Origin of the sequence: Novosphingobium sp. CF614 (assembly GCF_900113255.1) — a bacterium.
GTDB lineage: Bacteria > Pseudomonadota > Alphaproteobacteria > Sphingomonadales > Sphingomonadaceae > Novosphingobium.
The window spans coordinates 41,928-63,830 of sequence record NZ_FOOR01000005.1 but is presented as its reverse complement, the minus strand read 5'-3'; the positions used below and the strand labels follow the sequence as shown (position 1 = coordinate 63,830).

Sequence of the window (21,903 nt, the reverse complement as noted above, 5' to 3'; positions counted from 1 at the left end):
TGAAATGCCGGAACTGTAAAAAAGAGCATCTTACGGCAGCCTTACTCCTCCTCGAACAACCCCGCCAGCTGCTCGATCATCGTCCCGCCCAGTTGTTCGACATCCATGATCGTCACTGCCCGCCGGTAGTAGCGGGTCACGTCGTGGCCGATGCCGATGGCGACGAGCTGGATCGGAGACTTCGTCTCGATCCACTCGATCACCTTGCGCAAGTGCGCCTCCAGATAGCCGGCGGAGTTCACCGAGAGCGTCGAATCGTCGACCGGGGCGCCGTCGGAGATGACCATCAGGACGCGCCGGTCCTCCGGCCGCGCGAGCAGGCGGCTGTGCGCCCAGAGCAGCGCCTCGCCGTCGATGTTTTCCTTCAGCAGGCCCTCGCGCATCATCAGGCCCAGGTTCTTGCGCGCGCGGCGCCAGGGCTCGTCGGCCTTCTTGTAGATGATGTGGCGCAAGTCGTTGAGGCGCCCCGGGTGCGAGGGCTTGCCGTTCGCCAGCCAGGCATCGCGGCTGAGCCCGCCCTTCCACGCGCGGGTGGTGAAGCCCAGGATCTCGACCTTGACCCCGCAGCGCTCCAGCGTGCGTGCGAGCACGTCCGCGCTGATCGCGGCGATCGAGATCGGCCGCCCACGCATCGAGCCCGAATTGTCGAGCAGCAGGGTGACCACGGTGTCCTTGAACTCGACGTCGCGCTCCACTTTGTAGGACAACGACTGGCCGGGCGAAACCACCACGCGCGCCAGCCTGGCGGCGTCGAGCAGGCCTTCCTCCTGGTCGAAGTCCCACGAGCGGTTCTGCTGTGCCATGAGCCGGCGCTGGAGGCGGTTGGCGAGCCGGGTGACGATGCCTTGCAGGCCCTTCAGCTGCGCGTCGAGATAGGCGCGCAGGCGGGTCAGCTCCTCCTCGTCGCACAGATCGGCGGCGGCTGTCACTTCGTCGAAAGCCTCGGTGAAGATCTTGTAGTCGAAGCCTTCGGGGATGTCGGTCCAGGGCCGGTTGGGGCGGACCGGCAGCATGCCCTCGTCGCCGTCCTCGCCTTCCTGGCCCTCCTGCATGTCATCCGAGGTCTCGCCCTCGGCCTCGCTTTCGCCCTCGTCCTCGCCTTGCGAGGGTTCGGCGGCCATTTCCGAAGGCTGCTGGTCCTGCCCCGATTCGTCGCCGTCCTGCTCCTCCTCGGTCTGCTCCTCGCCGTCCATCTCCTCGGCATCGTCGGGAGGAAGCTCGGCATCCTCGGCCCGGGTCAGTTCCAGGTGCGCGAGCATCTCGAGCGAGCGCGACTGGAAGGCCCGCTGGTCCTGGAGCGAAGCGGCCAGCGCCTCGAAATCGGCGCTTGCCTTTTCCTCGATCCAGTCGCGAACCATATCGACACCGGCGCGCGCGATCTGGGGGACCGGCTGGCCGGTAAGCCGTTCACGCAGAAGCAGCGCAAGCGCGGCCTGTACCGGCACGGTCTCGGGCGTTTCCGCACGGGTGATCGGGTCGGACCCCATGCGTGCCAGCAATGCCGCATCCAGATTGCCGCGCATGCCGGGATAGGCGTTGGATCCCAGCGCCTCGTAGCGCACCATCTCCACCGCGTCGTAACAGGCCCGCGCCGCCGGCTCCGACGGCGCATGGCGGATATGGATCCGGTCGTCATGGTGGCGCAGCCGAAGCGCGAAGCTGTCCGCGAACCCGCGCGCCTGCATCGCCGCTTCGCGCGGCAGGCTGCGGCCGGGCATGGGCAAGCGGAAAGTGCCGCCGGTCGCGCTGGGTGCGTCGGCCGTCCAGTTGACCTCGATCTCCTTCTCATGCGCGATGGCGCGGCTGGCGCCAGCGAGGACGGATTTGAAGCGGTCTGCGGGAGATTCGTCGGACATGGCTTTCCCGCTAGCGCATGACGGCCCAGGCCTCAAATACGGCGATACAGAAAAGCGCGCAGGGCGATGCGCCGGGGAATGGGGCTTGACGGTTTCCGGCGCGCCTCAGTGCACTCCACCGGCCATCCCCGCGCGTTCCATGCGGCGGTACATCGTCGCCCGGCCGATACCCAGCAGGCGCGCGGCGGCGGCAACGTTGCCGTTCGAGCGGGCCAGCGCCTGGCGCAGCACCGTGCGCTCGCCGTCCTCGAAGCGCGAGGCCGGGCCGGTGCCCAGCACTTCGGCCAGCGGGCGGGAGGTCAGCCTGGCCTCGGTGCCCAGCCCCAGGTGGCGACGCGCCATGCGGGTGGCGCCGATGACCAGGTCGTCCCGGTCCACCGCCAGCAGCGAGGGACCGCCGGTGCGGCTCTCCCCCGCCAGCACGATCCGTGCTTCGGCAAAGCGGCGGCAGAAATAGTCGCGCTCGATCGCGCGCGCGGCGTCCTGCACCAACGCGGCGATCATCGCCGCCATCGCCTCGCCATGTTCGGGGCGGGCGCTGGAGACGTCGAGCGCGGCGACGAGGCATCCATCGGGATCGAAGATCGGCGCGTCCATGCAGGAAACACCGATGTTGCGGCTGGCGAAGTGCTCGCCGCGCAGGATCGTGACCGGGCGCTGCTCGACCAGGCAAGTGCCGATGCCGTTGGTGCCCTCGGCCGCTTCGCTCCACTGGGCCGCCGGGGCAAGGCCGATGGCATCGAACAGCCCCGCCTCGGCAGCGCTGGAGCGCGCCTCCAGCACGATGCCATCGATATCCGAAAGAATCACGCAGGCCCCGGTGCGCCCCACCGAGCCGAACAGGCCGTCCAGCACCGGGGTCGCCGCCGCCAGCAATTCGCCATTGGCCTCTCGCAACATGCCGAATTCCGCTTTGCCGAGACGCTCGCCCTGCCGCCCCGCCGAAGGATCGAGTCCATGGCGCAGCGCCGATCGGCACCACGATGCCGCCACTGCCGAAAGCGCGGCCGCGTTGCCCGATTGCACGGTATCGAGAACCTTGTCGCTGTGCCTGTTGCCGCAATTGGGCCATTCGCTCGCCATGGCATGCCTCTCCTCACCGCCCCACCGGCATGCGCGCCGGCATGTTCTCGTAACGGTCCAGCGCTGCATATCGTCCGGTCCATGCCGGCTGCCTTGATCTATCGCAAAGACCGTTCGCAGGAACGATATCGCCGAGTGTCCCGGGAATGAGACACCCCGCGCGGCGCATCCTATCGCAAAAGGGTGCGGCTGGCGATCCGGATAGGGACAGACCCGGCGGTAAACCCTCGGCTGACTACACGCTCGCCCATTGTGCGCGGCGGCGGCATGCCATACCGGCGCCAGGATGAGCCGGCTCGATTCCTTCCTGGAAACCGCCCTCGCCCGGATGGAGCGCGCCGGGCAGCGGCGGACCTTGCACGCGAGCACGCTGACACAGGGCGGACGGGTACTGCGCGGCGACCGCGAGCTGATCGATTTCTCCAGCAACGACTACCTCGGCCTGGCCCGCCACCCGCTGCTCATCGAGCGCGCGCGCGAATGGGCCGCGCGCGGCGGCACCGGATCGGGCGCCTCGCGGCTGGTGACGGGGACCAGCGAAGCGCACCTGGCGCTCGAAGCGCGGATCGCCGCGTTCAAGGGAACCGAGGCCGCGCTGCTCTTCGCCACCGGCTGGCAGGCCAACGCGGCGGTGATCCCGGCGCTGCTGGCCGCGATCCCGGGCGCAGCGGTGTTCACCGACCGGTTGATCCACGCCAGCATGCACGCCGGGATCGCCGTGGCCGGCGCACGCCAGCACCGCTTCCGTCACAACGATCTCGATCACCTGGAAACGCTGCTGGCGCAGAAGGGCGCGGCGGCCCCGGCGCGCCTGATCCTGACCGAGAGCGTGTTCTCGATGGACGGAGACCGCGCCGACCTCGCTCGCCTCGCCGCGATCGCGCGAGCCCACGATGCCGCGCTGTTCGTGGACGAAGCGCATGCCACCGGCGTGCTCGGTCCCCAGGGCCGGGGCCTGAGCGCGGAAGTGGACGGCCTCGACCTTGTCATGGGCACCTTCAGCAAGGCTCTGGGTGGTTTCGGTGCCTATGTCGCGGGTTCACGGATCACCATCGACTACCTCGTCAACGCCGCGAGCGGGTTCGTCTTCACCACCGCGCCGCCGCCCGCCGTGCTGGGCGCGATCGACGCGGCGCTCGATCTGGTGCCGGCAATGGACGCCGAGCGCGCGCATCTGGCCGCGCTGGGTGAGCGGCTGCGCGCCGGGCTTGCCGGGCTGGGGCTCGACCACGGTGCGTCCAGCACCCAGATCGTGCCCGCCGTGATCGGGCCGGAGGAAACCACCCTGGCGCTTTCCCGGCGGCTGGAAGCGGCCGGCTTCCTCGCCTCGGCGATCCGCCCACCGACGGTGCCACCAGGCACCAGCCGCCTGCGCCTCGCCCTGCGCGCAAGCCATGCCGAGGCCGACATCGACGCGCTGCTGGCGGCGCTGGAGGCCGCGTTGTGATACCGGATTTCGTCCGTCACGGCGGGTTCACGGGAAGCACCGATCGGCGAAGCCCGGCATGAAGCTGCTCTTCGCCCATGGTTGGGGCTTCGACCGGGATTTCTGGCGCCCCCTCGCCGAACTGCTGCCCGAGTGGCCCCACGCAATCGACGATCGCGGCTATTTCGGCGCTGCTCATGCTCCCGAGGTGGCGGAGCCGTGCCTGGCGGTGACTCACAGCTTCGGCACCATGCGCGTGCTGGCCGCGCCGCCGCCGGGCCTTGTCGGCATCGTCGCGATCAATGGCTTCGAACGCTTCACCGCCCTGCCCGGCAAGCCCGGGGTGGGCGCGCGCGTGGTCGATCGCATGCTTCGCCGCTTCAAGGCCGACCCGCGCGCCGTGCTGACCGAATTCCGCCGGACTTGCGGCTGCGCGGAACCCTTCGGCGAGATCGACCCGGAACCACTGCGCGCCGATCTGCTGCGCCTACGCGATGCCCAGCCGCCGCTCCCGCGGGTATCCGTGCTGGCCTTGAACGGCGGGCGCGATCCGCTGCTGCCGACGGACATGCGCGCGGCAGTCTTCGCCGGTTGCCGCGTGCGACGGCTGAGCCATGAAACCGGCGGCCACCTCCTGCCGCTCGAAGATCCGGACTTCTGCGCGCGAGCGGTGCGCGAAGCGGTCGGCGCCCTGCCATGAACGGGCGGCGCGCGCGGATCGCCCGGGCCTTTGCCGGGGCCCGGGACTACGACAGGCAGGCGCGCATCCAGCGCAAGGTCGCGCAAGGCCTTGCCACGCGCGCGATCGCGCTCGACCTGCCGGAGAACCCCCGCGTAATGGAAATCGGCTGCGGCACCGGATTCCTGACGCAGGCACTGGTCGAGGCCGGCGTCGGCGGCCAATGGCTGGTCACGGACGTGGCGCCGGAAATGATCGCACGCTGCCGCGCGCGGCTGGGCGAGGCTCCCTCGCGTAGGTTCGCGCTGCTCGACGGCGAACGCGGCACGCCCGACGGCGGCCCTTTCGACCTCATCTGCTCCAGCCTGGCCTTGCAGTGGTTCGAAGACGCCCCCGCCGCGCTTGCCCGCATGGCCGCATGGCTGGCGCCCGGCGGACATTGCCTCGTCACCACCCTGGGCCCGAACAGTTTCGCCGAATGGCGCGCGGCGCACACGGCGGAAGGTCTCGTTTCCGGGACGCCCTCGTTTCCTTCCATGGAGGCTTTTGCCGCGATCGGCCCCGAGGACCTCCGTGTGGAAAACCTGATCGAGCGCCATGTCGATGCGCGCTCTTTCCTCCGCGCGCTGAAGGCGATCGGCGCGGGAACCGCCAGGGCTGGCCACCGTCCCCTGCCCCCAGGGGCCCTGCGCCGCGTCATGGCGCGATTTGACCGAAATGGACGCGAAGTCACATACGAAATCGTGACCTGCCACCTGCGCCGCGCTAGGTGACGAGCCATGGAGGGGGCGCAATGACAGCGATCATCGTCACCGGCACGGATACCGGCATCGGCAAGACCGTCTTCGCCGCCGCGCTCGCCGGCACGCTGGGCGCGCGATACTGGAAGCCGGTGCAGGCGGGGATCGACGGAGACGGCACCGATGCCGAACGCGTCGCCTATCTTTCGGGCCTGCCACGCACGCGGATCCTGCCCGAGGCCTACCGCCTCGCCACGCCCTGCTCTCCTCACCTGGCGGCCGAGATCGACCGGGTTGCGATCGACCCTGCCCGGCTCGCGCTGCCCCGGGGCGACGGACCGCTGGTGGTGGAAGGCGCGGGCGGCGTGCTGGTGCCGCTCAGCCGGGGCGAGACTTATGCCGATCAGTTCGTCCGCTGGGGGGCGCCCGTGGTGCTGGTCGCGCGCACGGCGCTCGGCACCATCAACCATGCGCTGCTCTCGATCGAGGCGCTGCGCGCGCGCGGCATCGCCGTGCTGGGCGCGGCCTTCGTCGGCGACGCGCAGGAGGACAGCGAGGCGACGATCTGCGCCATGGGCCAGGTCCGCCGACTGGGCCGCCTGCCGCTGCTCGACCCACTGACGCCCGAGACCCTGCGCGCCGCCTTCGCGGACAATTTCCGGATTGAGGACTTCACGCCATGAACGCGCCCGATCCCGCCTCTCCCATCTGGCATCCCTTCACCCAGCACGGCCTCGCCGAACCGATCCCACTCGTCACCCATGCGGCGGGCGCACTGCTGCACACCGCCGATGGCGGTACGGTGATCGACGCGATATCATCCTGGTGGGTCACGACGCACGGACACTGCCACCCCCGGATCATGACCGCTATCGCCGAACAGGCAGGCAAGCTCGACCAGATCATCTTCGCGGGCTGGACGCACCAGCCGGCCGAGGAACTGGCGGCCGGCCTGCGCGCGATGATGCCGGCAAGCCTTACGCGCGTGTTCTTCTCCGATTCCGGTTCGACCAGCGTCGAAGTCGCGCTGAAGATGGCGCTGGGCTATTGGCATGCCCGGGGCGAGCCGCGCCACCGCATCGTGGTGATGGAGCATTCCTATCACGGCGACACCATCGGCGCGATGTCCGTGGGCGCGCGCGGCGTGTTCAACCGGCCTTACGAGCCGCTGCTGTTCGATGTGGCGCGCATTCCCTTCCCCGCACCCGGCACTGGGCAGGACACGCTCGATGCGCTCGAAGCGTTCTGCAAAACGCCGGACACCGCCGCCCTGATCGTCGAGCCGTTGGTGCTCGGCGCCGGCGGAATGCTGGTCTATGGCGCCGATACGCTTGCGGTGATGCGCGATATCTGCGCGCGCCACGGCGTGCTGTTCATCGCCGATGAAGTCATGACCGGATGGGGGCGCACCGGCACCCTGCTCGCCTGCGAACAGGCCGGCGTGGTGCCCGACATCCTGTGCCTTTCCAAGGGCCTTACCGGCGGCGCCGTGCCGCTTGCCGTCACCATGGCGAGCGAGCCCGTGTTCCAGGCCCACTGGTCCGGCGAGCGCGCGCGCATGTTCTTCCATTCCTCCAGCTACACCGCCAACCCGATCGCCTGCGCAGCAGCCAACGCCAACCTGGCGATCTGGCGCGAGGAGCCGGTGCTGCAAGTCGTCACCGATCTCGCGCGGCGGCAGGCTGCGTGGGTGGAAAAGCTGGGCCGCTTCTGCCACTTCGACAACCCGCGCACCCTTGGCACGATCGCCGCGCTCGATCTCAGGACCCAGGGCGAAGGCGGCTATCTCGACAGCCTCGCCCCGCGCCTGATGGCCTTCTTCCGCGAACGCGGCGTGCTGCTGCGCCCGCTTGGCAATACCGTCTATGTGATGCCGCCCTATTGCATCAGCGATGAGCAACTCGGCCAGATCTGGGACGCGATCGGCGAGGCGGTGATATCGTTCTGAGGCGGGCGGAGCATCATCCGCCGGCCGAAAGGATCGCCGCGGTATAGCACTCGACGACGTAGGCAAGCGGTTCGCCGTCGGGCAGGTAGAGCATTGCCAGGTGCGTCGAGATCGTCGCGGCGGGGCAACGTTCCGCCGGGCCCGCTATGGTGGCGATCGCCTTGCGCCTGAAACCCAGCGGCGCGGCGACTTTGCCGAACGGCGTGTCGGAGCGGCCCAGCGCTTCGTTCATCGCCGGCGTCAACCTTGCGGGAACGTACCAGTTCCAGGCCACGGAAAGCACGATCCCGCCGCATGACAGGGCGACGTTGCGCATTCCCAGCGGATCATCCGGGCCAACTCCCAGCCGGCGGCGCATGCCTGCCGGCGGATCGTTGCCGGCGGTACTGACGATCTTGGCGTGAACGACCGGAGGATCGGCAATCCGGCGCGCGGCGCACCATTGCTCCAGCGCCCTGGTCGCGCTGTCGTGGCTCGCAAGTACGGCTTCGAACTGGTCGAGGGTGGCGGGCGTCCCCGCCTGCGCCGTGACTGCGGCCAGCGCCAAGGGCAGTTCAAATGCCACCGGCGATCGCCGGCTTGTCCAACGCGGCAAGGCCTTCGACCAGAGCGCGGGTGCAAGCGGCCAGGTCATCGGCGCTGACCGAGCGAATCACGAAGTTCGCTCCGCCCCTGCCTTCCGCCCAGAACGGATAGGAGCCGATCTGGCAGGTTGCGAAGGCCTGTTCAGTCTCGCGCAGCAGGTCCGCCACATCGCTTTCGCCGACCCAGCAGCCAACCGTTTCCGACAGCAGCGGCGCGCCGCCTTCGAGCTGGCCCGACAGTGCATCGAGCATGCCTGCGGCGATGCTCGGCACGCCAGCCATGATGAACACGTTGCCGGCGCGGATGCCCGGCGCGCCGGTGTAGCGATTGGGGATGAGGCTTGCGCCCTCCGGAGTGCGCGCCATGCGCAGGCGGGCTTCGTTAAGGCCGCCGCGCGTCTCGTAATACCCCTCCAGGATCGCACGCGCCTGGGGGTGGACGATCACCGGCACGCCCAGCGCCTCGGCAATGGCATCGACCGTGATGTCGTCGTGAGTCGGGCCGATGCCGCCGGTGGTGAACAGATAGTCGTGGCGAGCGCGCAGCGTGTTCACCGCCTCCACGATCGCCGGGGTATCGTCCGGCACGACGCGCACTTCCTTGAGACGGATGCCTTGCACTTGCAGCCAGGTAGCGACTTGCGCGATGTTCTTGTCCTGCGTGCGGCCCGAAAGAATCTCGTCACCGATCACGACGAGGGCGGCTGAATAGATTCGCGACGAACTGGGCATGACGACTGGCTAGGACAATTGCGCCGCCAGGGCCAGAGGCCGACTGCCGTGCAAATCCGCACCCGGCGGTGCGAACCGTGCAAAAAAGAAGGGCCGGTCCGAAGACCAGCCCTATGGAAGTTTTTGGGAGAGGATGCCTAAAAGGCCCGTCCCCTATGCATCGGGCCGGTGCGCGCGACAAACGCGAAAAGAGCGAACTCAGTTGCATGATTTGCAACTGAGTGAAAGCGGCAGGGTTTTCAATCACAACCCGCTATACTCATCGCCGCATGGACGCACGCGCGTCCCACATCGGTTGCTGTGACACGGTGATGGCCCCTGACCGAGGCCTGTCGAGGTCGAGAATCAGGGTTATCGCCATGGTCAGCAGCAGAAACAGGATCACGGTGACAGTCCGATGGCGCCGGCCCGTCACGCCCATGACATATCCGACGATACCGGCCGCCATGATCGTATAGGCCGCCAGCACGATCAGCACTTCGCCCGGAATGCGCGCCGCCCGCTCCGCCTTCCTGGACGATGCGGCGTCGAACATTTCGTTGACGGCGGCAATCGTACCGGCGCTGACGGGCGAACGATCGGCCGCGATCACTTCTTTCAGCCTGGCCCAGACGACCTGCTGCTCCCGGTTCGTTGCCGCCTCCACCCGGTCGGCTGGTTCCGATCGCGACAAGCCGAGCCGCACATCGGTATAACGGGCTATGGCCGCTTGCAGCGCCGACCCCGCCTTGTCGTCGCTCAGGCCCGCGCGCAGCCAGGCGGTGCCGATCGCATTGGCTTCGCTGACGACCAGTTCACGCCGGGAATCGTAGCGCGAGACCGCGAGCGAGAACGTAAAGGCGATCAGCAGGCCAAGCAGCGCCAGCGCGGCGGAAAGCAGGTAACCTTCTCCGGCATCGTTCCCGGAATCGGATCGCCATGTCCGCGCCCGGTTTCCCGCCCAGGCGGCGGCGAGCATGGCGAGGAACAGCATGAGGCTCATCACCGGCAGGCTTGTCGCGTTGATGAGCGTTTCCATCGATACCCCCCTGCCGTGCCCCAGACTAGCGGGAACGGGGGCGACGTCCAAACCGTTTCAGTTCGGCGCGTCTCGGGGCAAGCCTGGACCGCCAAAAAGAAAGGGCCGGTCCGAAGACCAGCCCTATGGAAGTTTTTTGGGAGAGGATGCCTAAAAGGCCCCTTCCCTATGCATTGAGCGGAATATTGCTGCAAATGCGAAAACATCGAAGAATGTTGCATGTTTTGCAATCATGCCGCCCGATGCGGATGAAGCTCAGCCTTGGTTCAACACCCCGAAAAGGTCGTGATCGTCCGCATCTTCCACAAGAACATCAACGATATCACCAGCTTGCAGGCCATTTTCGACATCGCGCAGGAAGACATTGCCGTCGATTTCCGGGGCATCGGCCTGCGATCGGCCGGTTGCGCCAATGTCGCCGTCTTCATCCGGTTCGCCCACCTCATCGATGATGACGGGCAGGATCCGGCCGATCTTGGCGGCAAGCTTGGCGGCGCTGATAGCAGCGGTCTTTTCCATGATCCGGGCATAGCGCTCTTCCTTGACTGCCTCGGGCACCGCGCCCGGCAAGTCATTGGCGGCCGCGCCCGCGACAGGTTCGAAACGGAACGCGCCGACGCGGTCGAGCTGCGCTTCCTCCAGCCAGTCGAGCAAGTACTGGAAGTCCGCCTCGGTCTCCCCGGGAAAGCCGACGACGAAGCTGGAGCGGATGGCGATATCGGGACAGACCGCGCGCCACGCCCGCAGGCGTTCGAGCACCTTGGCCTCATTGGCCGGACGCTTCATCGCCTTGAGCACCGAGGGCGCGGCATGCTGGAAGGGAATGTCGAGGTAGGGCGTGAGCAATCCCTCCGCCATCAGCGGGATCACCGCGTCGACGTGCGGGTAAGGATAGACGTAGTGCAGCCGCACCCAGGGCTTGCGACCTTGCGCGTCGCTCAGCCGGCCAAGCTCGCGAGCAAGGTCGGTCATGTGCGTGCGTACCTGGCGATCCTTCCAGGCGCGTTCCTCGTGGCGCACGTCGACGCCGTAGGCCGAGGTGTCCTGGCTGATGACCAATAGCTCGCGGGTGCCGGCCGCGACGAGTTTTTCCGCCTCGCGCAGGACCGCGTCGACGCGCCGGCTCTCCAGCTTCCCGCGCAGCTGCGGAATGATGCAGAAGGCGCAGGAATGATTGCAGCCTTCGGAAATCTTCAGGTAGCCATAGTGACGCGGCGTCAGCTTGACCCCGGCCTCGTCATAGGCCTGCGGGATCAGGTCGAGGTACGGGCCAAGGTCCGGCGGCGCGGCCTCATGCACGGCTTCGACCACAGCCTCATACTGGTGCGCGCCGGTCACGGCGAGGACATCGGGAAACCTGGCGCGGATCGCCTCCGCTTCGTTGCCCATGCATCCGGTGACGATGACCCGGCCATTCTCCGCCATGGCCTCGCCGATCGCGGCGAGGCTTTCCTCCTTGGCTGAATCGAGGAAGCCGCAAGTGTTGACCAGCACGACGTCGGCGCCGGCATAGTCCGCGCTCATCGTGTAGCCGTCCGCCCGCAGGCGTGTGAGGATGCGCTCTGAATCGACGAGCGCCTTCGGGCAGCCGAGGCTGACCATGCCGACCTTGGGCGGGGTGGGAAGTTCTATGGCCATGGGAATCCGGGCCCGATACGCCGAATGCCGCGGCAAGTCACGAATTGAATGATCCGGGGCTGCCCATCGACCGATCGCGCGCTTGCACTCACGGCAATCGCCTGCGACACATGCCACATACGGCATGGTGGCGGCCGGCGCGAAAAGGGGAATTGTATGGGTCCGGTGAACTGGCTGGCGGTATTCCTCGCGGCGGCACTGGCATTGGTCATCGCGATGGTCTGGCACGGACGGCTATTCCCCGCCGCCCGCCAACTGTTCCCCGGCAATTCGGAGCGCACCGGCTATTATGTGCTGGTCGGACTCGTATTCCTTATCAGCGCGGTGATGCTCGGCCACAATTTCGCGCGGATTGGCGCCGAGACGCTGGACGCCAAGCCCTGGCTCTATTTCATGCAGACCGGCGGCATCGCGATCGCCTTCGTAATCCCGGCGGTCTGGCTGACGTACTTGCGCAACCGGACCGAGCCGATGCGGCGCGTGATCGACTGCGCGTTCTGGCTGATCGCCTACCTGGCGATCGGCCTGGTGTTCTGGGCGCTGGGCTAGGCGGCGTGGACAAATTTGAGCCAGTATCTGGCGGTGGCGAGATGGACCATTCCGAAGAAGCTGTTGGCCAGTTGATCGTATCGGGTGGCGATGGCGCGGTTGATCTTGAGCTGTCCGAACATGCGCTCGATGCGATTGCGCTGCTTGTAGAGCGCCCGATTATGCTCGATTTTCACGCAGCGGTTTGACCGGCCAGGAATGACGGCCTCTATCTTCCGCTGGGCTCGTCAATCATTTCGGCTTCCCCGTCAGCCCTGTTTCCCGATAGGTTCGCAAAACCCGGAGCATCGACACATGTATCGCATCACTTTGGAATGCCATGATGTTCCCGCTGCGGCGGGAGACGAAGCGGCGCGCGACATCACCGAAGCGTTTTGGCTTCACTATCCGCACGAACACAATGTCAGTTGCACCTTTGTGGACGGCAAGCTCAGGTTGGTCGCCGAGAACGACTATGACCCCGAAGGGCTCAATCTGATGGACGAGTTCTCGTACAACATCTGCGCATATGTCGAGCCCTTCGACGGCGACCTCAAGCTGGTGAGCGTAGAACCGCTTCACTGAATTTGTCCACGCCGCCTAGGGCCTTTTCCAGGGAGACGATCGCGGATCCCACCTGGTATAAAGTGTATTGAACTTCACGGCGCCTTGGGCAGTTCGTCCAGTGGATCGACCGGCTTGCCGTCGCGGCGCACCTCGAAATGCAGTTCGTTGCCTTTGGCGAGGCCCGTATCACCGACCAGGCCGACGCGCTCGCCCGCCGCCACTTTGGCGCCTTCCTTCACCGTGACGCGACTGAGAAAGCCGTAGGCGGTGAACCAGCCGTCACCATGATCGATGACGACAAGATTGCCGAACTGGTCCTTTTCCTTGCCCGCGAACTTCACTGTGCCGGGGGCGGCGGCGCGGACCATCGTGCCCTTGGGCGCGACGATATCCACCCCGTCATGATAGTCGCTGCCGGCCGCGTACCCACGCCGGACCGTGCCGCTGACCGGCCAACCGAAGCGCGCCGACTTCGCGGGCGCGGGGGTTGGGGCGGCGCTGGCGGCAGCGGGCGCCGGATCCAACTTCGAGATACCGGTCGGTGGTGGATTGAGCAGCGTCGGGATCAGCAGGGTCTGCCCGGCCTTGATCGGTGATTGGGGATCGATGCTGTTGGCAAGCGCGATCTGTTCCCACGGCACGCCATACTTCATGGACACCGAAAATCCGGTGTCGCCCGCCGCGACGGGGTGATGGCGCGTGCGCGGGATCTGCAGCTTCTGGCCGACCCTGACATTGAAAGGCGCCTGCAGACCGTTGGCCTCCGCGATCAGCACGCGCGGCACTTTGGCGCGCGCGGCTATGCCGCCCAGTGTTTCCCCCGGCTGAACGATATGAAGGCTCTCCCGCTCGGGCGAAACTCCAGCGGCCGGTGATGCAGCAGGCGTTGCCGACTTGCGTGAGGCGATCACTCGCGCGGCCGTCTTCACAGCCGCCTTCCGGGGAATGTCGAGCTTCTGGCCAGCCTTGACCACGTAGGGTGGTTCAAGCCCGTTGGCCTTGACGATCGCGCCGGGTGAAACGCCGGCGCGGTTGGCGATGCCGTTGAGCGTTTCGCCGGGCCCGACGACGTGCACCGTCTCTTCGGCGGGCGAGGTCGCGCGGGCCGGCGCGGCGATGGCCGGGATCGCAAGCACGGCCATCGCCGCGCCCAACAAGTGCGCACGCTTCATGTCAGGTAGCGATCCGCCAGCGAGGCAAGAGACCCCTCGTGCGTAAGATCGATCTGTAGTGGTGTCACCGAAACAAAGCCCCCCGCAATCGCTTCGAGATCTGTATTGTTACCTAACGTATGCTCTATCCCATGTAGCCCGAACCAGTAATAAGGAAAACCCCGTGGATCGGTTCCTTCCACAACTGATCCGCGTGCGTAGTCGTGAAATCCCTGCCGCGCGACGCGGATACCCTTGACCTCCCCAGCCGCGACCGGCGGGAAATTGACGTTGACCAGCGTGCGCGGCGCGAAAGGCGTGTCGAGCAACGGTTTCAGCACCTTTGCGCCCCATTCCTCCGCCGCGGAAAAGTCCACCGCGTTGCCGACCCCTTCCCGGGAATAAACCTGACTGAGCGCGATCGAGCGCACGCCCGCCAGCGCCCCTTCGAGCGCCGCCGAGACGGTGCCCGAATATGTCACGTCGTCGCCCAGATTGGCGCCGCGATTGACGCCCGAAAGGATCAGGTCCGGCGGTTCGGGCATGATCTTCTTGAGCGCCATCGTGACGGAATCGGTAGGCGTGCCGGAGACCGAGAAGCGGCGCTCGGCATGCTGGCGCAGGCGCACCGGCCGCGTCAGCGTCAGCGAGTGGCCCGCACCCGACTGCTCCTCGCTCGGCGCGCAGATCCAGATGTCGTCCGAAAGCTGCGCGGCGATCTTTTCGAGAATGTAGAGGCCCGGCGCGTTGATGCCGTCGTCATTGGTGAGGAGGATGCGCATTGGCTTGGATCCTGATGAATTTGCAAAGACCCGTTCGTATCGAACGAAAACAGGTTTCTCAGAGCGACGGCTCCAGCCGCTCGACCCCGCCCATCCACGGCTTGAGCACCTCGGGCACCAGAACCGAACCGTCTTCCTGCTGGTAGTTCTCCAGCACCGCGACGAGCGTGCGGCCCACCGCCAGGCCGGAACCGTTGAGCGTGTGCACGAACTCGGTCTTCTTCGAACCTTCCGGCTTGAAGCGCGCGTTCATGCGGCGGGCCTGGAAATCGCCGCAGTTGGAGATCGAGCTGATCTCGCGGTAAGCGCCCTGCCCCGGCAGCCAGACTTCGAGATCGAAGGTCTTGCGCGCCGTCGCCCCCATGTCGCCGGCGCAGAGCAGGACCTTGCGGTAAGGCAAATCGAGCGCCCGCAGGATCGCTTCGGCAGCCGCGACCATGCGTTCGTGCTCAGCCTCGCTTTCCTCGGGTTTGCTGATGGTGACCAGTTCCACTTTCTCGAACTGGTGCTGACGGATGAACCCGCGCGTATCCCGCCCCGCCGCGCCGGCCTCCGAGCGGAAGCAGGGGGTGAGCGCGGTCATCCGCAAGGGCAGCGCCCGGGGATCGAGGATTTGTTCGCGCACCGCGTTGGTAAGGCTGACTTCGGCGGTAGGGATCAGCCAACGCCCGTCAGTAGTCTGGAACAGATCCTCGGCGAACTTTGGCAACTGCCCGGTGCCGAACGCCGCATCGTCCTTCACCAGCAGCGGCACGTTGCATTCCAGGTAGCCGTTGATCGCCGTCTGCGTATCGAGCATGAACTGCGCCAGCGCCCGGTGCAGGCGCGCCATCGAGCCCTTCAGGAACGTGAAACGCGCGCCCGAAAGCAGCGCCCCGGTCTCGAAGTCGAGGCCGAGCGCGGGGCCGATGTCCGCGTGCTCCTTCGGCGCGAAGGCGAATTCGCGCGGCGTGCCCCACTTGGCCACTTCGACGTTATGCGCCTCGTCCTCGCCGTCCGGCACTTCGGGAACGGGAATGTTGGGCAGCCGCGCCAGTTCGTCCTGCAGCCTGGCCGAAAGCGCCTTCTCCTCCACCTCGAGCGCCGGCAGCGTGTCCTTGAGCTGCGCCACTTCGGCCTTGAGCGCGTCGGCGGTGACGGTGTCGCCCTGCCCCATCGCCTTGCCGATCGCCTTCGAAGCCTCGTTGCGGCGGCTTTGCCCCTCCTGCATGCGCGTGGAGACAAGACGGCGCTGCTCGTCGAGCATGAGGATGGCCTGGGCGACGGGCTCCACCCCCCGGCGGGCAAGTCCGGCGTCGAAGGCGGCCGGGTCTTCGCGGATCAGACGAATATCGTGCATGGCGCGGGGCTATGCCGTGCGGACCGGCCCCGCGCAAGCGGCAGCTTTACCGAAGCTTGCAGGTGCTGATTCCCAGCAGGCTGTAGAGCGGGCAAGTCCGGAACAGGCCGGTTACCAGCGGCACCACGCCGATAAAACCCCAAGGGGTTCTCGGCCCCACCATGACCAGCGCCAGCAGCACGATCCCGACGACGATGCGCAGCAGGCGGTCGATTCCCCCCACGTTGACCTTGAACATTTTCGTATCCCCAGTGTTGAAGGACCGAAAATGCACCTTGCGACAGGGCAGCCACATTGACCGGGATCAATCCGGCCCGTGGCACGCGATTTTCGCGGGGCATGTCATGCTCAAGGAGAAACCGCCATCCCGGAAGGATGGTGGGCGCGGCAGGGATTGAACCTGCGACCCCACCCGTGTGAAGGGTGTGCTCTACCGCTGAGCTACGCGCCCGCAACCAGTTGCGGAAGCGCGCCCGTAGACAACTCGGGCCAAGTTGACAAGCCGCGATCTGACTCTAAAGCGCGGTGCCATGACCGAAGAGACCAGCACGCCCGTTGAGGCCGGCCCCGACGTGCCGCCCGATCGCCTCGCGATCCATCCGAGGAGCCCGTTCTTCGACGCGGAGAAGCTGCGCCGCGGCATCGGCATCCGTTTCAAGGACACCGTGCGCAACAACGTCGAGGAATACTGCGTGTCCGAAGGCTGGGTGCGTGTGCAGGCGGGCAAGACCATGGACCGCCACGGCAATCCGCTGACCATCAAGCTGACCGGCCCGGTGGAGGCCTGGTACGAGGATCTCGGAGAAAATCCTCCGGTCGCGAAGAAGGACTGAATTTTCGCCGCGACCGCCCGTACTTAATACGTGCCGGCGATGATCTCGCCGATCGGATCGCGGCGGCGCTGCTGGCGTTTGGTCCCAGCCTTGGTCGGCGCGGAGATTTGCGCGAGGCGATTGCCGCCCAGGTCAGGCCCGAGGTCCCGCAGAGTGCCCGGCCTGGCATTGTAGATGAAGCCCGCGACCGGCCAGTGGGTGGTTCCCAGGTTCCGGTTGGGGCCATACCAGATGCGCACCTCGCTCCAGTCGTTGCCTGGGGAAACGTCGAGCGCGGTGACATTGCGCTCGATCTGGCCGCGATAGGACCAGTTGGCGTGGCTGAGCAGGATCGTGCGCGAATCGACGATCCGGCTGACGGTCGCGACATGACCGAGGCGCGAATTGTTGTGCGGCTCCACCGCCATGACCGCGCCGACCCTGGGCATATGGCCGCGCGCGTACCGGCCCTTGGCCTGGCTCCACCAGGTATGGGCGTCGCCATAGATATGGATGCCGGAGAGCTGGCGTGCGTAGGGAACGCATTCCAGAACGCCAGATGCCCTGCCTGTCCCGGAAACGCCTGTTCCAGGATTCCATCCGCCTGGAACGGTGTCCGAAGCGATCCTGCCGATGGCGGAACTGGCCGCCACCGACGGCACCAACACCGCGCAAACCCCTAGGATGATTGCTTTTCTGATCCGCTGCATGAGACCAGCAATATGCCGGCTGGGTTAGGGCTATCCTGCAAAGCACGGTTAACAAAGCGGCAAGGATATTCCGGTCGCTTGCCGGACTTTGGGCCGGACATGTGCCGAATGCTTGCCAAACCCGCGCGAAATCCCCAAGCGGTTCTCCATCATGCTCCCCCAAGTCATCATCATCGGCCGGCCCAACGTCGGCAAGTCCACGCTGTTCAACCGGCTGGTCGGCAAGAAACTGGCCCTGGTCGACGACCAGCCCGGCGTCACGCGCGACCGGCGCTTCGGCGATGCGCACCTGCTCGGCCTCGATTTCACCATCGTCGACACCGCCGGCTGGGAGGATGACGATGTCGCGACCCTGCCCGGCCGCATGCGCCAGCAGACCGAGGCTTCGCTGGAAACGGCCGACGTCGCGCTGTTCGTGATCGACGCGCGCGCCGGCCTCACCCCCCTGGACGAGGAAATCGCGCAGTGGCTGCGCGCTTCGCCGGTGCCGGTGATCCTGCTTGCCAACAAGGCCGAGGGGCGTGCCGGCGAAGGCGGATTGCTGGAGTCCTATTCGCTCGGGCTGGGCGACCCGGTGGCGATCTCGGCCGAGCATGGCGAGGGCATGGGGGACTTGTTCGAAGCGCTGCTGCCGCACCTCGAACCGCTCCAGCCCGAGGATGACGACCTGGCCGAGGAAGAGGACGAGGAAGCGCTGCTGCGCGCTCCGCTCAAGCTCGCGATCGTCGGCCGCCCGAACGCAGGCAAGTCCACGCTCATCAACAAGCTGCTGGGAGAGGACCGCCTGCTGACCGGGCCGGAAGCCGGGATCACCCGCGATTCGATCGCCATCGACTGGGTCTGGACCGATCCCGGAACCGGCGAGGCGCGCGAGGTCCGGCTGATCGACACGGCCGGCATGCGCAAGAAAGCACAGATTACCGAGAAGCTGGAAAAACTCTCGGTCGCCGACGCCCGCCGGGCGATCGACTTCGCCGAAGTGGTGGTGCTGCTGCTCGATGCCACGCGCGGGCTGGAGCACCAGGACCTCAAGATCGCCTCGATGGTGATCGAGGAAGGCCGCGCGCTGATGATCGCGATCAACAAGTGGGACGTCGCGGAGGACGCCAGCAAGCTGTTCAACGGCATTCGCGGCGCGCTCGACGACGGCCTTGCGCAAGTGCGCGGGCTGCCGCTGCTGGCGGTCTCGGGACGTACCGGCAAGGGGCTGGACGAGCTTGTCGCCGCGGCCTTTTCGATCCGCGAGGCGTGGAGCCGGCGCGTGCCGACCTCGGCCCTCAACCGCTGGTTCGACGATGCCCTGGGCGCCAATCCGCCACCGGCGCCGGGGGGCAAGCGCATCAAGCTGCGCTACATCACCCAGGCCAAGACGCGTCCGCCGGGCTTCGTGCTGTTCGGCACGCGCCTGGACATGCTGCCTGAAAGCTACAAACGCTACCTTATCAACGGCATCCGGCGCGAGCTGGGTTTCCAGGCGGTGCCGATCCGGCTCCACCTGCGCAGTGCCAAGAATCCGTTCAGCAAGAATTGACGCGCCTCATTCGTGGGCACGACGGGAAACCGGGCGCCTGCACAAGCGCGCCGGGCGTTCGAGCAAGATGAAACACGCGCGGGCTGGGCCGGATCGCCACAGACTTGAGGTCAGGTCTTCGTCCCCACGCCATGCCCGACCATGGCCATGGCTTCGCCGCGCGGCAGGCCGCGCAATTGGCGCCATCGTTCGGTCCATCCGCCGATGCAATGGATCGGCTCGCGGCCCAGGTATTCGAACCCCTGCCGTACGACATCGTCGGGTTCGGACATCACCAGCCCTGCAGCCATCTCAAACTTGAAGCCGGTACGGGCGAGGTTCGGCGTGTTGGTCAGGCCCAGGATCAGTCCGAGAACGTGGACATCGTGCGGCCTGAGTTCCGCCCAGAGGCCTTCGGCGAAATTGAACTGATAGGCCTTCGCGGCGGAATAGACGACTTGCCGCGGCGCCCCGGCATGGCAGGAATTCGAACCGACAATGATGATCCCGCCGCGCCGGCGCTCGCGCATCCCACTACCGAAGTGATAGGCAAGCTGGGTGGGCACGGTGACGTTCAGCGCGATCATCATTTCGGCCCGGCCCGGCTTGCGGTCGAGGAACGGGCTCAACGAATTTTCGGCGCCGGCATTGCAGATCAGCATGCCGATCTCGATGTCCCGCGTTGCGACCTCGACCTGACGCAGCATGTCGACGGCACACAGGTTGATCGGCAATTCGCGCACCTCGACACCGAATGCCTGCCGCAGTTCAGCGGCGAGCGCCTGGATCGCCTCGCGCTTGCGCGCGGCGATTACCAGGTTGATTCCGCCCGCCGCCAGGCTGCGCGCGAAAGACGCGCCCACCCCTTCAGAACCACCGGCAATGAAGGCCCACGGCCCATATCGGGAAAGGTCCAACCTGTTCTCCCGTCAATCGGCGACAGGCCGCAACTATTGCGCCGGGGCTTTCGACGTCAGCTTCAGTCCCGGAAAGTCGCCCGATTCCCGCCACTCGCGCAGGATTTCCCTGAACTCCAGGATCGAGCCGCCGAAGTTGCCGTTGCGAAGAATGGACTTGTCATGCGTCCCCTCGTTATTGAAATAGCTTGGGGTGCAATCGCGCCAGACCTGCAACATGCGTTGCGATTTCTCTTCATGGAAGCGCACCCATTCGCTCTCCGCATCCGCGGTCACTTCGACTTCGTCAAGGCCGCGATCCATGGCCTCGCGGATGATGTGAGCGATGTGGGTTGCCACGATTTCCTGGGAGAACGGGAAATTGTTGTCCCATGAGGCCTGCCGCGTGCTCGAGAGCATGAAGTTGGGGAAACCGTGGACATGCATGCCGTGCATCGTCGTGGCGCCATCCCGCCACTTGTCGGACAGTGTCGCGCCTCCCCGGCCGATCACCGGTATCGGCGATCCCTGTTCGAAGGGCGACAGTTCGAAGCCGGTCGCGTAGATCAGGCAATCGAGTTTGAACTCCTTGCCGTTCGCGAAGACCGCGTCTTCCGAAATACGCTCGACGCCTCGGCCCTCCGTATCGACCAGGGTCACATTCGGCCGGTTGAAGGCATCAAGGTATTCGTCGTGATAGCACGGCCGCTTGCACAGCCAGTCGTACCACGGCTTCAAGGCCTCGGCGGTCGCGGGATCTTTCACGACCGCACCGGTGCGCGCCCTCACATCCTCCATTATCATGTAATTGACCGTCTGGAAGACTTCCTCGAATTCGGCCGGCGTCATGTCCGGCTTGCTGAGGTCCCTCACAAGCGTGTTGAACTTGGTCCAGCCGTCCTGGATCAGGTCTTCTTCCGCAAGGCCCCTGGTGGCCAGGACGAAATTAATCATCCGTTCCTCATGCCAGCCCGGCTTGAGGGACTTGAACCATTCCGGATCGGTGGGACGATTGGCGCGAACGTCCACCGAGGATGGCGTGCGCTGGAACACGTAGAGGTGCTTCGCCCATTTCGCCAGGTGCGGGACGCACTGAATCGCGGTGGCCCCGGTGCCGATGATCCCGACGACCTTGTCCTTCAGGTTGACCATGGGGCTGTAGGGATCGCCGCCCGTATAGTCATAGTCCCAGCGGCTGGTGTGGAAGCTGTGCTTCTTGAAGGTCTCGATGCCGGGGATACCCGGAAGTTTCGGTTCCCGGTAGTGACCGGAAGCGAGAATGACGAATCTGGTGCGGATCTGGTCGCCGCGATTGCTGGTTATGGTCCACCGCGAATTCGCCTCGTCGAAGCGCGCCTCCTCGATCCGGGTCTGCAGATAGGCGCGCGAGTACAGATCGTACTTCTTCGCGATGTTTTGCGAGTGTTCCAGAATTTCCGGTGCGAAAATATATTTCGCGCTGGGCATCGTGCCCATCTCTTCCAGAAGCGGCAGGTAGATATAGGATTCGACGTCGCACGCGGCGCCCGGATACCTGTTCCAGTACCACGTGCCGCCGAAATCGCCGCCGCGCTCGATAATGCGGATGTTGTCGATTCCCTGCTGGATCAGCCGGACGGCGGCGAGCATGCCGGCAAATCCACCGCCGATGACGACAACGTCGACATCCTCGGACTTCGGATCGCGTTCCTCGAACTTGGTGTAGGGATCGTCGGCATAATGCTCGAACTGGCCCTTCGTCTTGATGAACTGGGCGAGGCCCTCGGGGCGCAACTTCAGTCGCTTGTCACGCTCCTCGTCGTACTTCTTCCGCAGAGCGACCGGATCGAAATTCAATCCCTTTGAAATTTCAGACATGTATTCTCTCTCCTGGTGTTCGATTGCAGATTGGTTCCGCTTATGGG

Annotated in this window: 23 protein-coding genes and 1 tRNA gene; 9 read left to right on the top strand and 15 right to left on the bottom strand. The window is 66.0% G+C overall.

Annotated elements, in window-relative coordinates; translation table 11 throughout:
- Nucleotides 1–41 precede the first annotated feature (41 nt).
- Nucleotides 42–1,856, bottom strand: coding sequence for a cobaltochelatase subunit CobT (gene cobT, locus BM052_RS07690; RefSeq protein WP_091145190.1), 1,815 nt, complete (start codon nucleotides 1,854–1,856; stop codon nucleotides 42–44).
- Nucleotides 1,857–1,961: 105 nt separating this feature from the next.
- The gene (locus BM052_RS07685; protein ID WP_091145187.1) at nucleotides 1,962–2,939 is read right to left on the bottom strand and encodes a helix-turn-helix domain-containing protein; all 978 of its coding nucleotides are present in this window, start codon (nucleotides 2,937–2,939) and stop codon (nucleotides 1,962–1,964) included.
- Nucleotides 2,940–3,225: 286 nt separating this feature from the next.
- Here BM052_RS07685 and BM052_RS07680 point away from each other — a divergent pair, with 286 nt between their 5' ends.
- The 5 genes from BM052_RS07680 to BM052_RS07660 are packed head-to-tail and all read left to right on the top strand — an operon-like array spanning nucleotide 3,226 to nucleotide 7,732.
- On the top strand, nucleotides 3,226–4,386 hold the full coding sequence (locus tag BM052_RS07680; protein ID WP_091145185.1) for an aminotransferase class I/II-fold pyridoxal phosphate-dependent enzyme: 1,161 nt from the start codon (nucleotides 3,226–3,228) through the stop codon (nucleotides 4,384–4,386).
- A gap of 58 nt (nucleotides 4,387–4,444) precedes the next feature.
- Nucleotides 4,445–5,065, top strand: coding sequence for an alpha/beta fold hydrolase (locus BM052_RS07675; RefSeq protein ID WP_091145183.1), 621 nt, complete (start codon nucleotides 4,445–4,447; stop codon nucleotides 5,063–5,065).
- On the top strand, nucleotides 5,062–5,817 hold the full coding sequence (locus tag BM052_RS07670; RefSeq protein WP_091145181.1) for a methyltransferase: 756 nt from the start codon (nucleotides 5,062–5,064) through the stop codon (nucleotides 5,815–5,817). The genes BM052_RS07675 and BM052_RS07670 overlap by 4 nt, the downstream gene beginning before the upstream one ends.
- Before the next feature lie 20 nt (nucleotides 5,818–5,837).
- Nucleotides 5,838–6,467 (top strand): dethiobiotin synthase, encoded by a 630-nt coding sequence (gene bioD, locus BM052_RS07665; RefSeq protein ID WP_091145178.1) that lies wholly within the window; start codon nucleotides 5,838–5,840, stop codon nucleotides 6,465–6,467.
- The gene (locus BM052_RS07660) at nucleotides 6,464–7,732 is read left to right on the top strand and encodes an adenosylmethionine--8-amino-7-oxononanoate transaminase (RefSeq protein WP_091145175.1); all 1,269 of its coding nucleotides are present in this window, start codon (nucleotides 6,464–6,466) and stop codon (nucleotides 7,730–7,732) included. The genes bioD and BM052_RS07660 overlap by 4 nt, the downstream gene beginning before the upstream one ends.
- A 13-nt stretch (nucleotides 7,733–7,745) precedes the next feature.
- On the opposite strand, the gene BM052_RS07655 is transcribed toward BM052_RS07660, so the two are convergent.
- The 4 genes from BM052_RS07655 to rimO form a co-directional block, all read right to left on the bottom strand.
- Nucleotides 7,746–8,297 (bottom strand): hypothetical protein, encoded by a 552-nt coding sequence (locus BM052_RS07655; RefSeq protein WP_091145172.1) that lies wholly within the window; start codon nucleotides 8,295–8,297, stop codon nucleotides 7,746–7,748.
- Entirely contained in the window at nucleotides 8,287–9,048 is a 762-nt protein-coding gene (locus BM052_RS07650) for a competence/damage-inducible protein A (RefSeq protein WP_091145171.1), read from the bottom strand. Before BM052_RS07650 ends, BM052_RS07655 begins: the two co-directional genes overlap by 11 nt.
- A 259-nt stretch (nucleotides 9,049–9,307) precedes the next feature.
- Complete coding sequence (locus BM052_RS07645) at nucleotides 9,308–10,066, bottom strand: bestrophin-like domain (RefSeq protein ID WP_091145168.1); 759 nt, start codon at nucleotides 10,064–10,066, stop codon at nucleotides 9,308–9,310.
- Between the two features lie 255 nt (nucleotides 10,067–10,321).
- On the bottom strand, nucleotides 10,322–11,704 hold the full coding sequence (rimO, locus tag BM052_RS07640; protein WP_091145165.1) for a 30S ribosomal protein S12 methylthiotransferase RimO: 1,383 nt from the start codon (nucleotides 11,702–11,704) through the stop codon (nucleotides 10,322–10,324).
- Between the two features lie 156 nt (nucleotides 11,705–11,860).
- On the opposite strand from rimO, the gene BM052_RS07635 reads away from it, so the two are divergent.
- The gene (locus BM052_RS07635) at nucleotides 11,861–12,253 is read left to right on the top strand and encodes a DUF1761 domain-containing protein (protein WP_091145163.1); all 393 of its coding nucleotides are present in this window, start codon (nucleotides 11,861–11,863) and stop codon (nucleotides 12,251–12,253) included.
- On the opposite strand, the gene BM052_RS07630 is transcribed toward BM052_RS07635, so the two are convergent.
- Entirely contained in the window at nucleotides 12,250–12,465 is a 216-nt protein-coding gene (locus tag BM052_RS07630; protein ID WP_218151536.1) for a transposase, read from the bottom strand. The genes BM052_RS07635 and BM052_RS07630 overlap by 4 nt on opposite strands.
- An 82-nt stretch (nucleotides 12,466–12,547) precedes the next feature.
- Here BM052_RS07630 and BM052_RS07625 point away from each other — a divergent pair, with 82 nt between their 5' ends.
- A complete protein-coding gene (locus BM052_RS07625; RefSeq protein ID WP_091145161.1) occupies nucleotides 12,548–12,817 on the top strand; it encodes a hypothetical protein in 270 nt (89 codons plus the stop codon).
- A gap of 74 nt (nucleotides 12,818–12,891) precedes the next feature.
- Here BM052_RS07625 and BM052_RS07620 read toward each other — a convergent pair whose 3' ends face one another.
- The 5 genes from BM052_RS07620 to BM052_RS07600 form a co-directional block, all read right to left on the bottom strand.
- Nucleotides 12,892–13,971, bottom strand: coding sequence for a LysM peptidoglycan-binding domain-containing M23 family metallopeptidase (locus BM052_RS07620; RefSeq protein ID WP_091145159.1), 1,080 nt, complete (start codon nucleotides 13,969–13,971; stop codon nucleotides 12,892–12,894).
- On the bottom strand, nucleotides 13,968–14,732 hold the full coding sequence (surE, locus tag BM052_RS07615; protein WP_091145157.1) for a 5'/3'-nucleotidase SurE: 765 nt from the start codon (nucleotides 14,730–14,732) through the stop codon (nucleotides 13,968–13,970). Before surE ends, BM052_RS07620 begins: the two co-directional genes overlap by 4 nt.
- Before the next feature lie 58 nt (nucleotides 14,733–14,790).
- Nucleotides 14,791–16,071 carry a serine--tRNA ligase gene (serS, locus tag BM052_RS07610; RefSeq protein ID WP_091145155.1) on the bottom strand — a complete coding sequence of 427 codons (1,281 nt, stop codon included), beginning with the start codon at nucleotides 16,069–16,071 and terminating at the stop codon, nucleotides 14,791–14,793.
- Nucleotides 16,072–16,117: 46 nt separating this feature from the next.
- Entirely contained in the window at nucleotides 16,118–16,309 is a 192-nt protein-coding gene (locus BM052_RS07605; protein WP_091145153.1) for a YgaP family membrane protein, read from the bottom strand.
- Between the two features lie 138 nt (nucleotides 16,310–16,447).
- A tRNA-Val gene (locus BM052_RS07600) sits at nucleotides 16,448–16,522 on the bottom strand.
- Nucleotides 16,523–16,601: 79 nt separating this feature from the next.
- Here BM052_RS07600 and BM052_RS07595 point away from each other — a divergent pair.
- A complete protein-coding gene (locus BM052_RS07595; protein ID WP_091145151.1) occupies nucleotides 16,602–16,904 on the top strand; it encodes a DUF3297 family protein in 303 nt (100 codons plus the stop codon).
- A 23-nt stretch (nucleotides 16,905–16,927) separates the two neighbouring features.
- Here BM052_RS07595 and BM052_RS07590 read toward each other — a convergent pair whose 3' ends face one another.
- Nucleotides 16,928–17,551, bottom strand: coding sequence for a CHAP domain-containing protein (locus tag BM052_RS07590; protein WP_255406018.1), 624 nt, complete (start codon nucleotides 17,549–17,551; stop codon nucleotides 16,928–16,930).
- A 193-nt stretch (nucleotides 17,552–17,744) separates the two neighbouring features.
- Here BM052_RS07590 and der point away from each other — a divergent pair, with 193 nt between their 5' ends.
- Nucleotides 17,745–19,124, top strand: coding sequence for a ribosome biogenesis GTPase Der (der, locus tag BM052_RS07585; RefSeq protein WP_091145147.1), 1,380 nt, complete (start codon nucleotides 17,745–17,747; stop codon nucleotides 19,122–19,124).
- A gap of 110 nt (nucleotides 19,125–19,234) precedes the next feature.
- On the opposite strand, the gene BM052_RS07580 is transcribed toward der, so the two are convergent.
- Together BM052_RS07580 and BM052_RS07575 are read right to left on the bottom strand one after the other, a co-directional pair.
- Nucleotides 19,235–20,020 (bottom strand): SDR family NAD(P)-dependent oxidoreductase, encoded by a 786-nt coding sequence (locus BM052_RS07580; RefSeq protein WP_091145145.1) that lies wholly within the window; start codon nucleotides 20,018–20,020, stop codon nucleotides 19,235–19,237.
- Nucleotides 20,021–20,053: 33 nt separating this feature from the next.
- Nucleotides 20,054–21,856 carry a flavin-containing monooxygenase gene (locus tag BM052_RS07575; protein ID WP_091145143.1) on the bottom strand — a complete coding sequence of 601 codons (1,803 nt, stop codon included), beginning with the start codon at nucleotides 21,854–21,856 and terminating at the stop codon, nucleotides 20,054–20,056.
- Nucleotides 21,857–21,903: the final 47 nt, after the last annotated feature.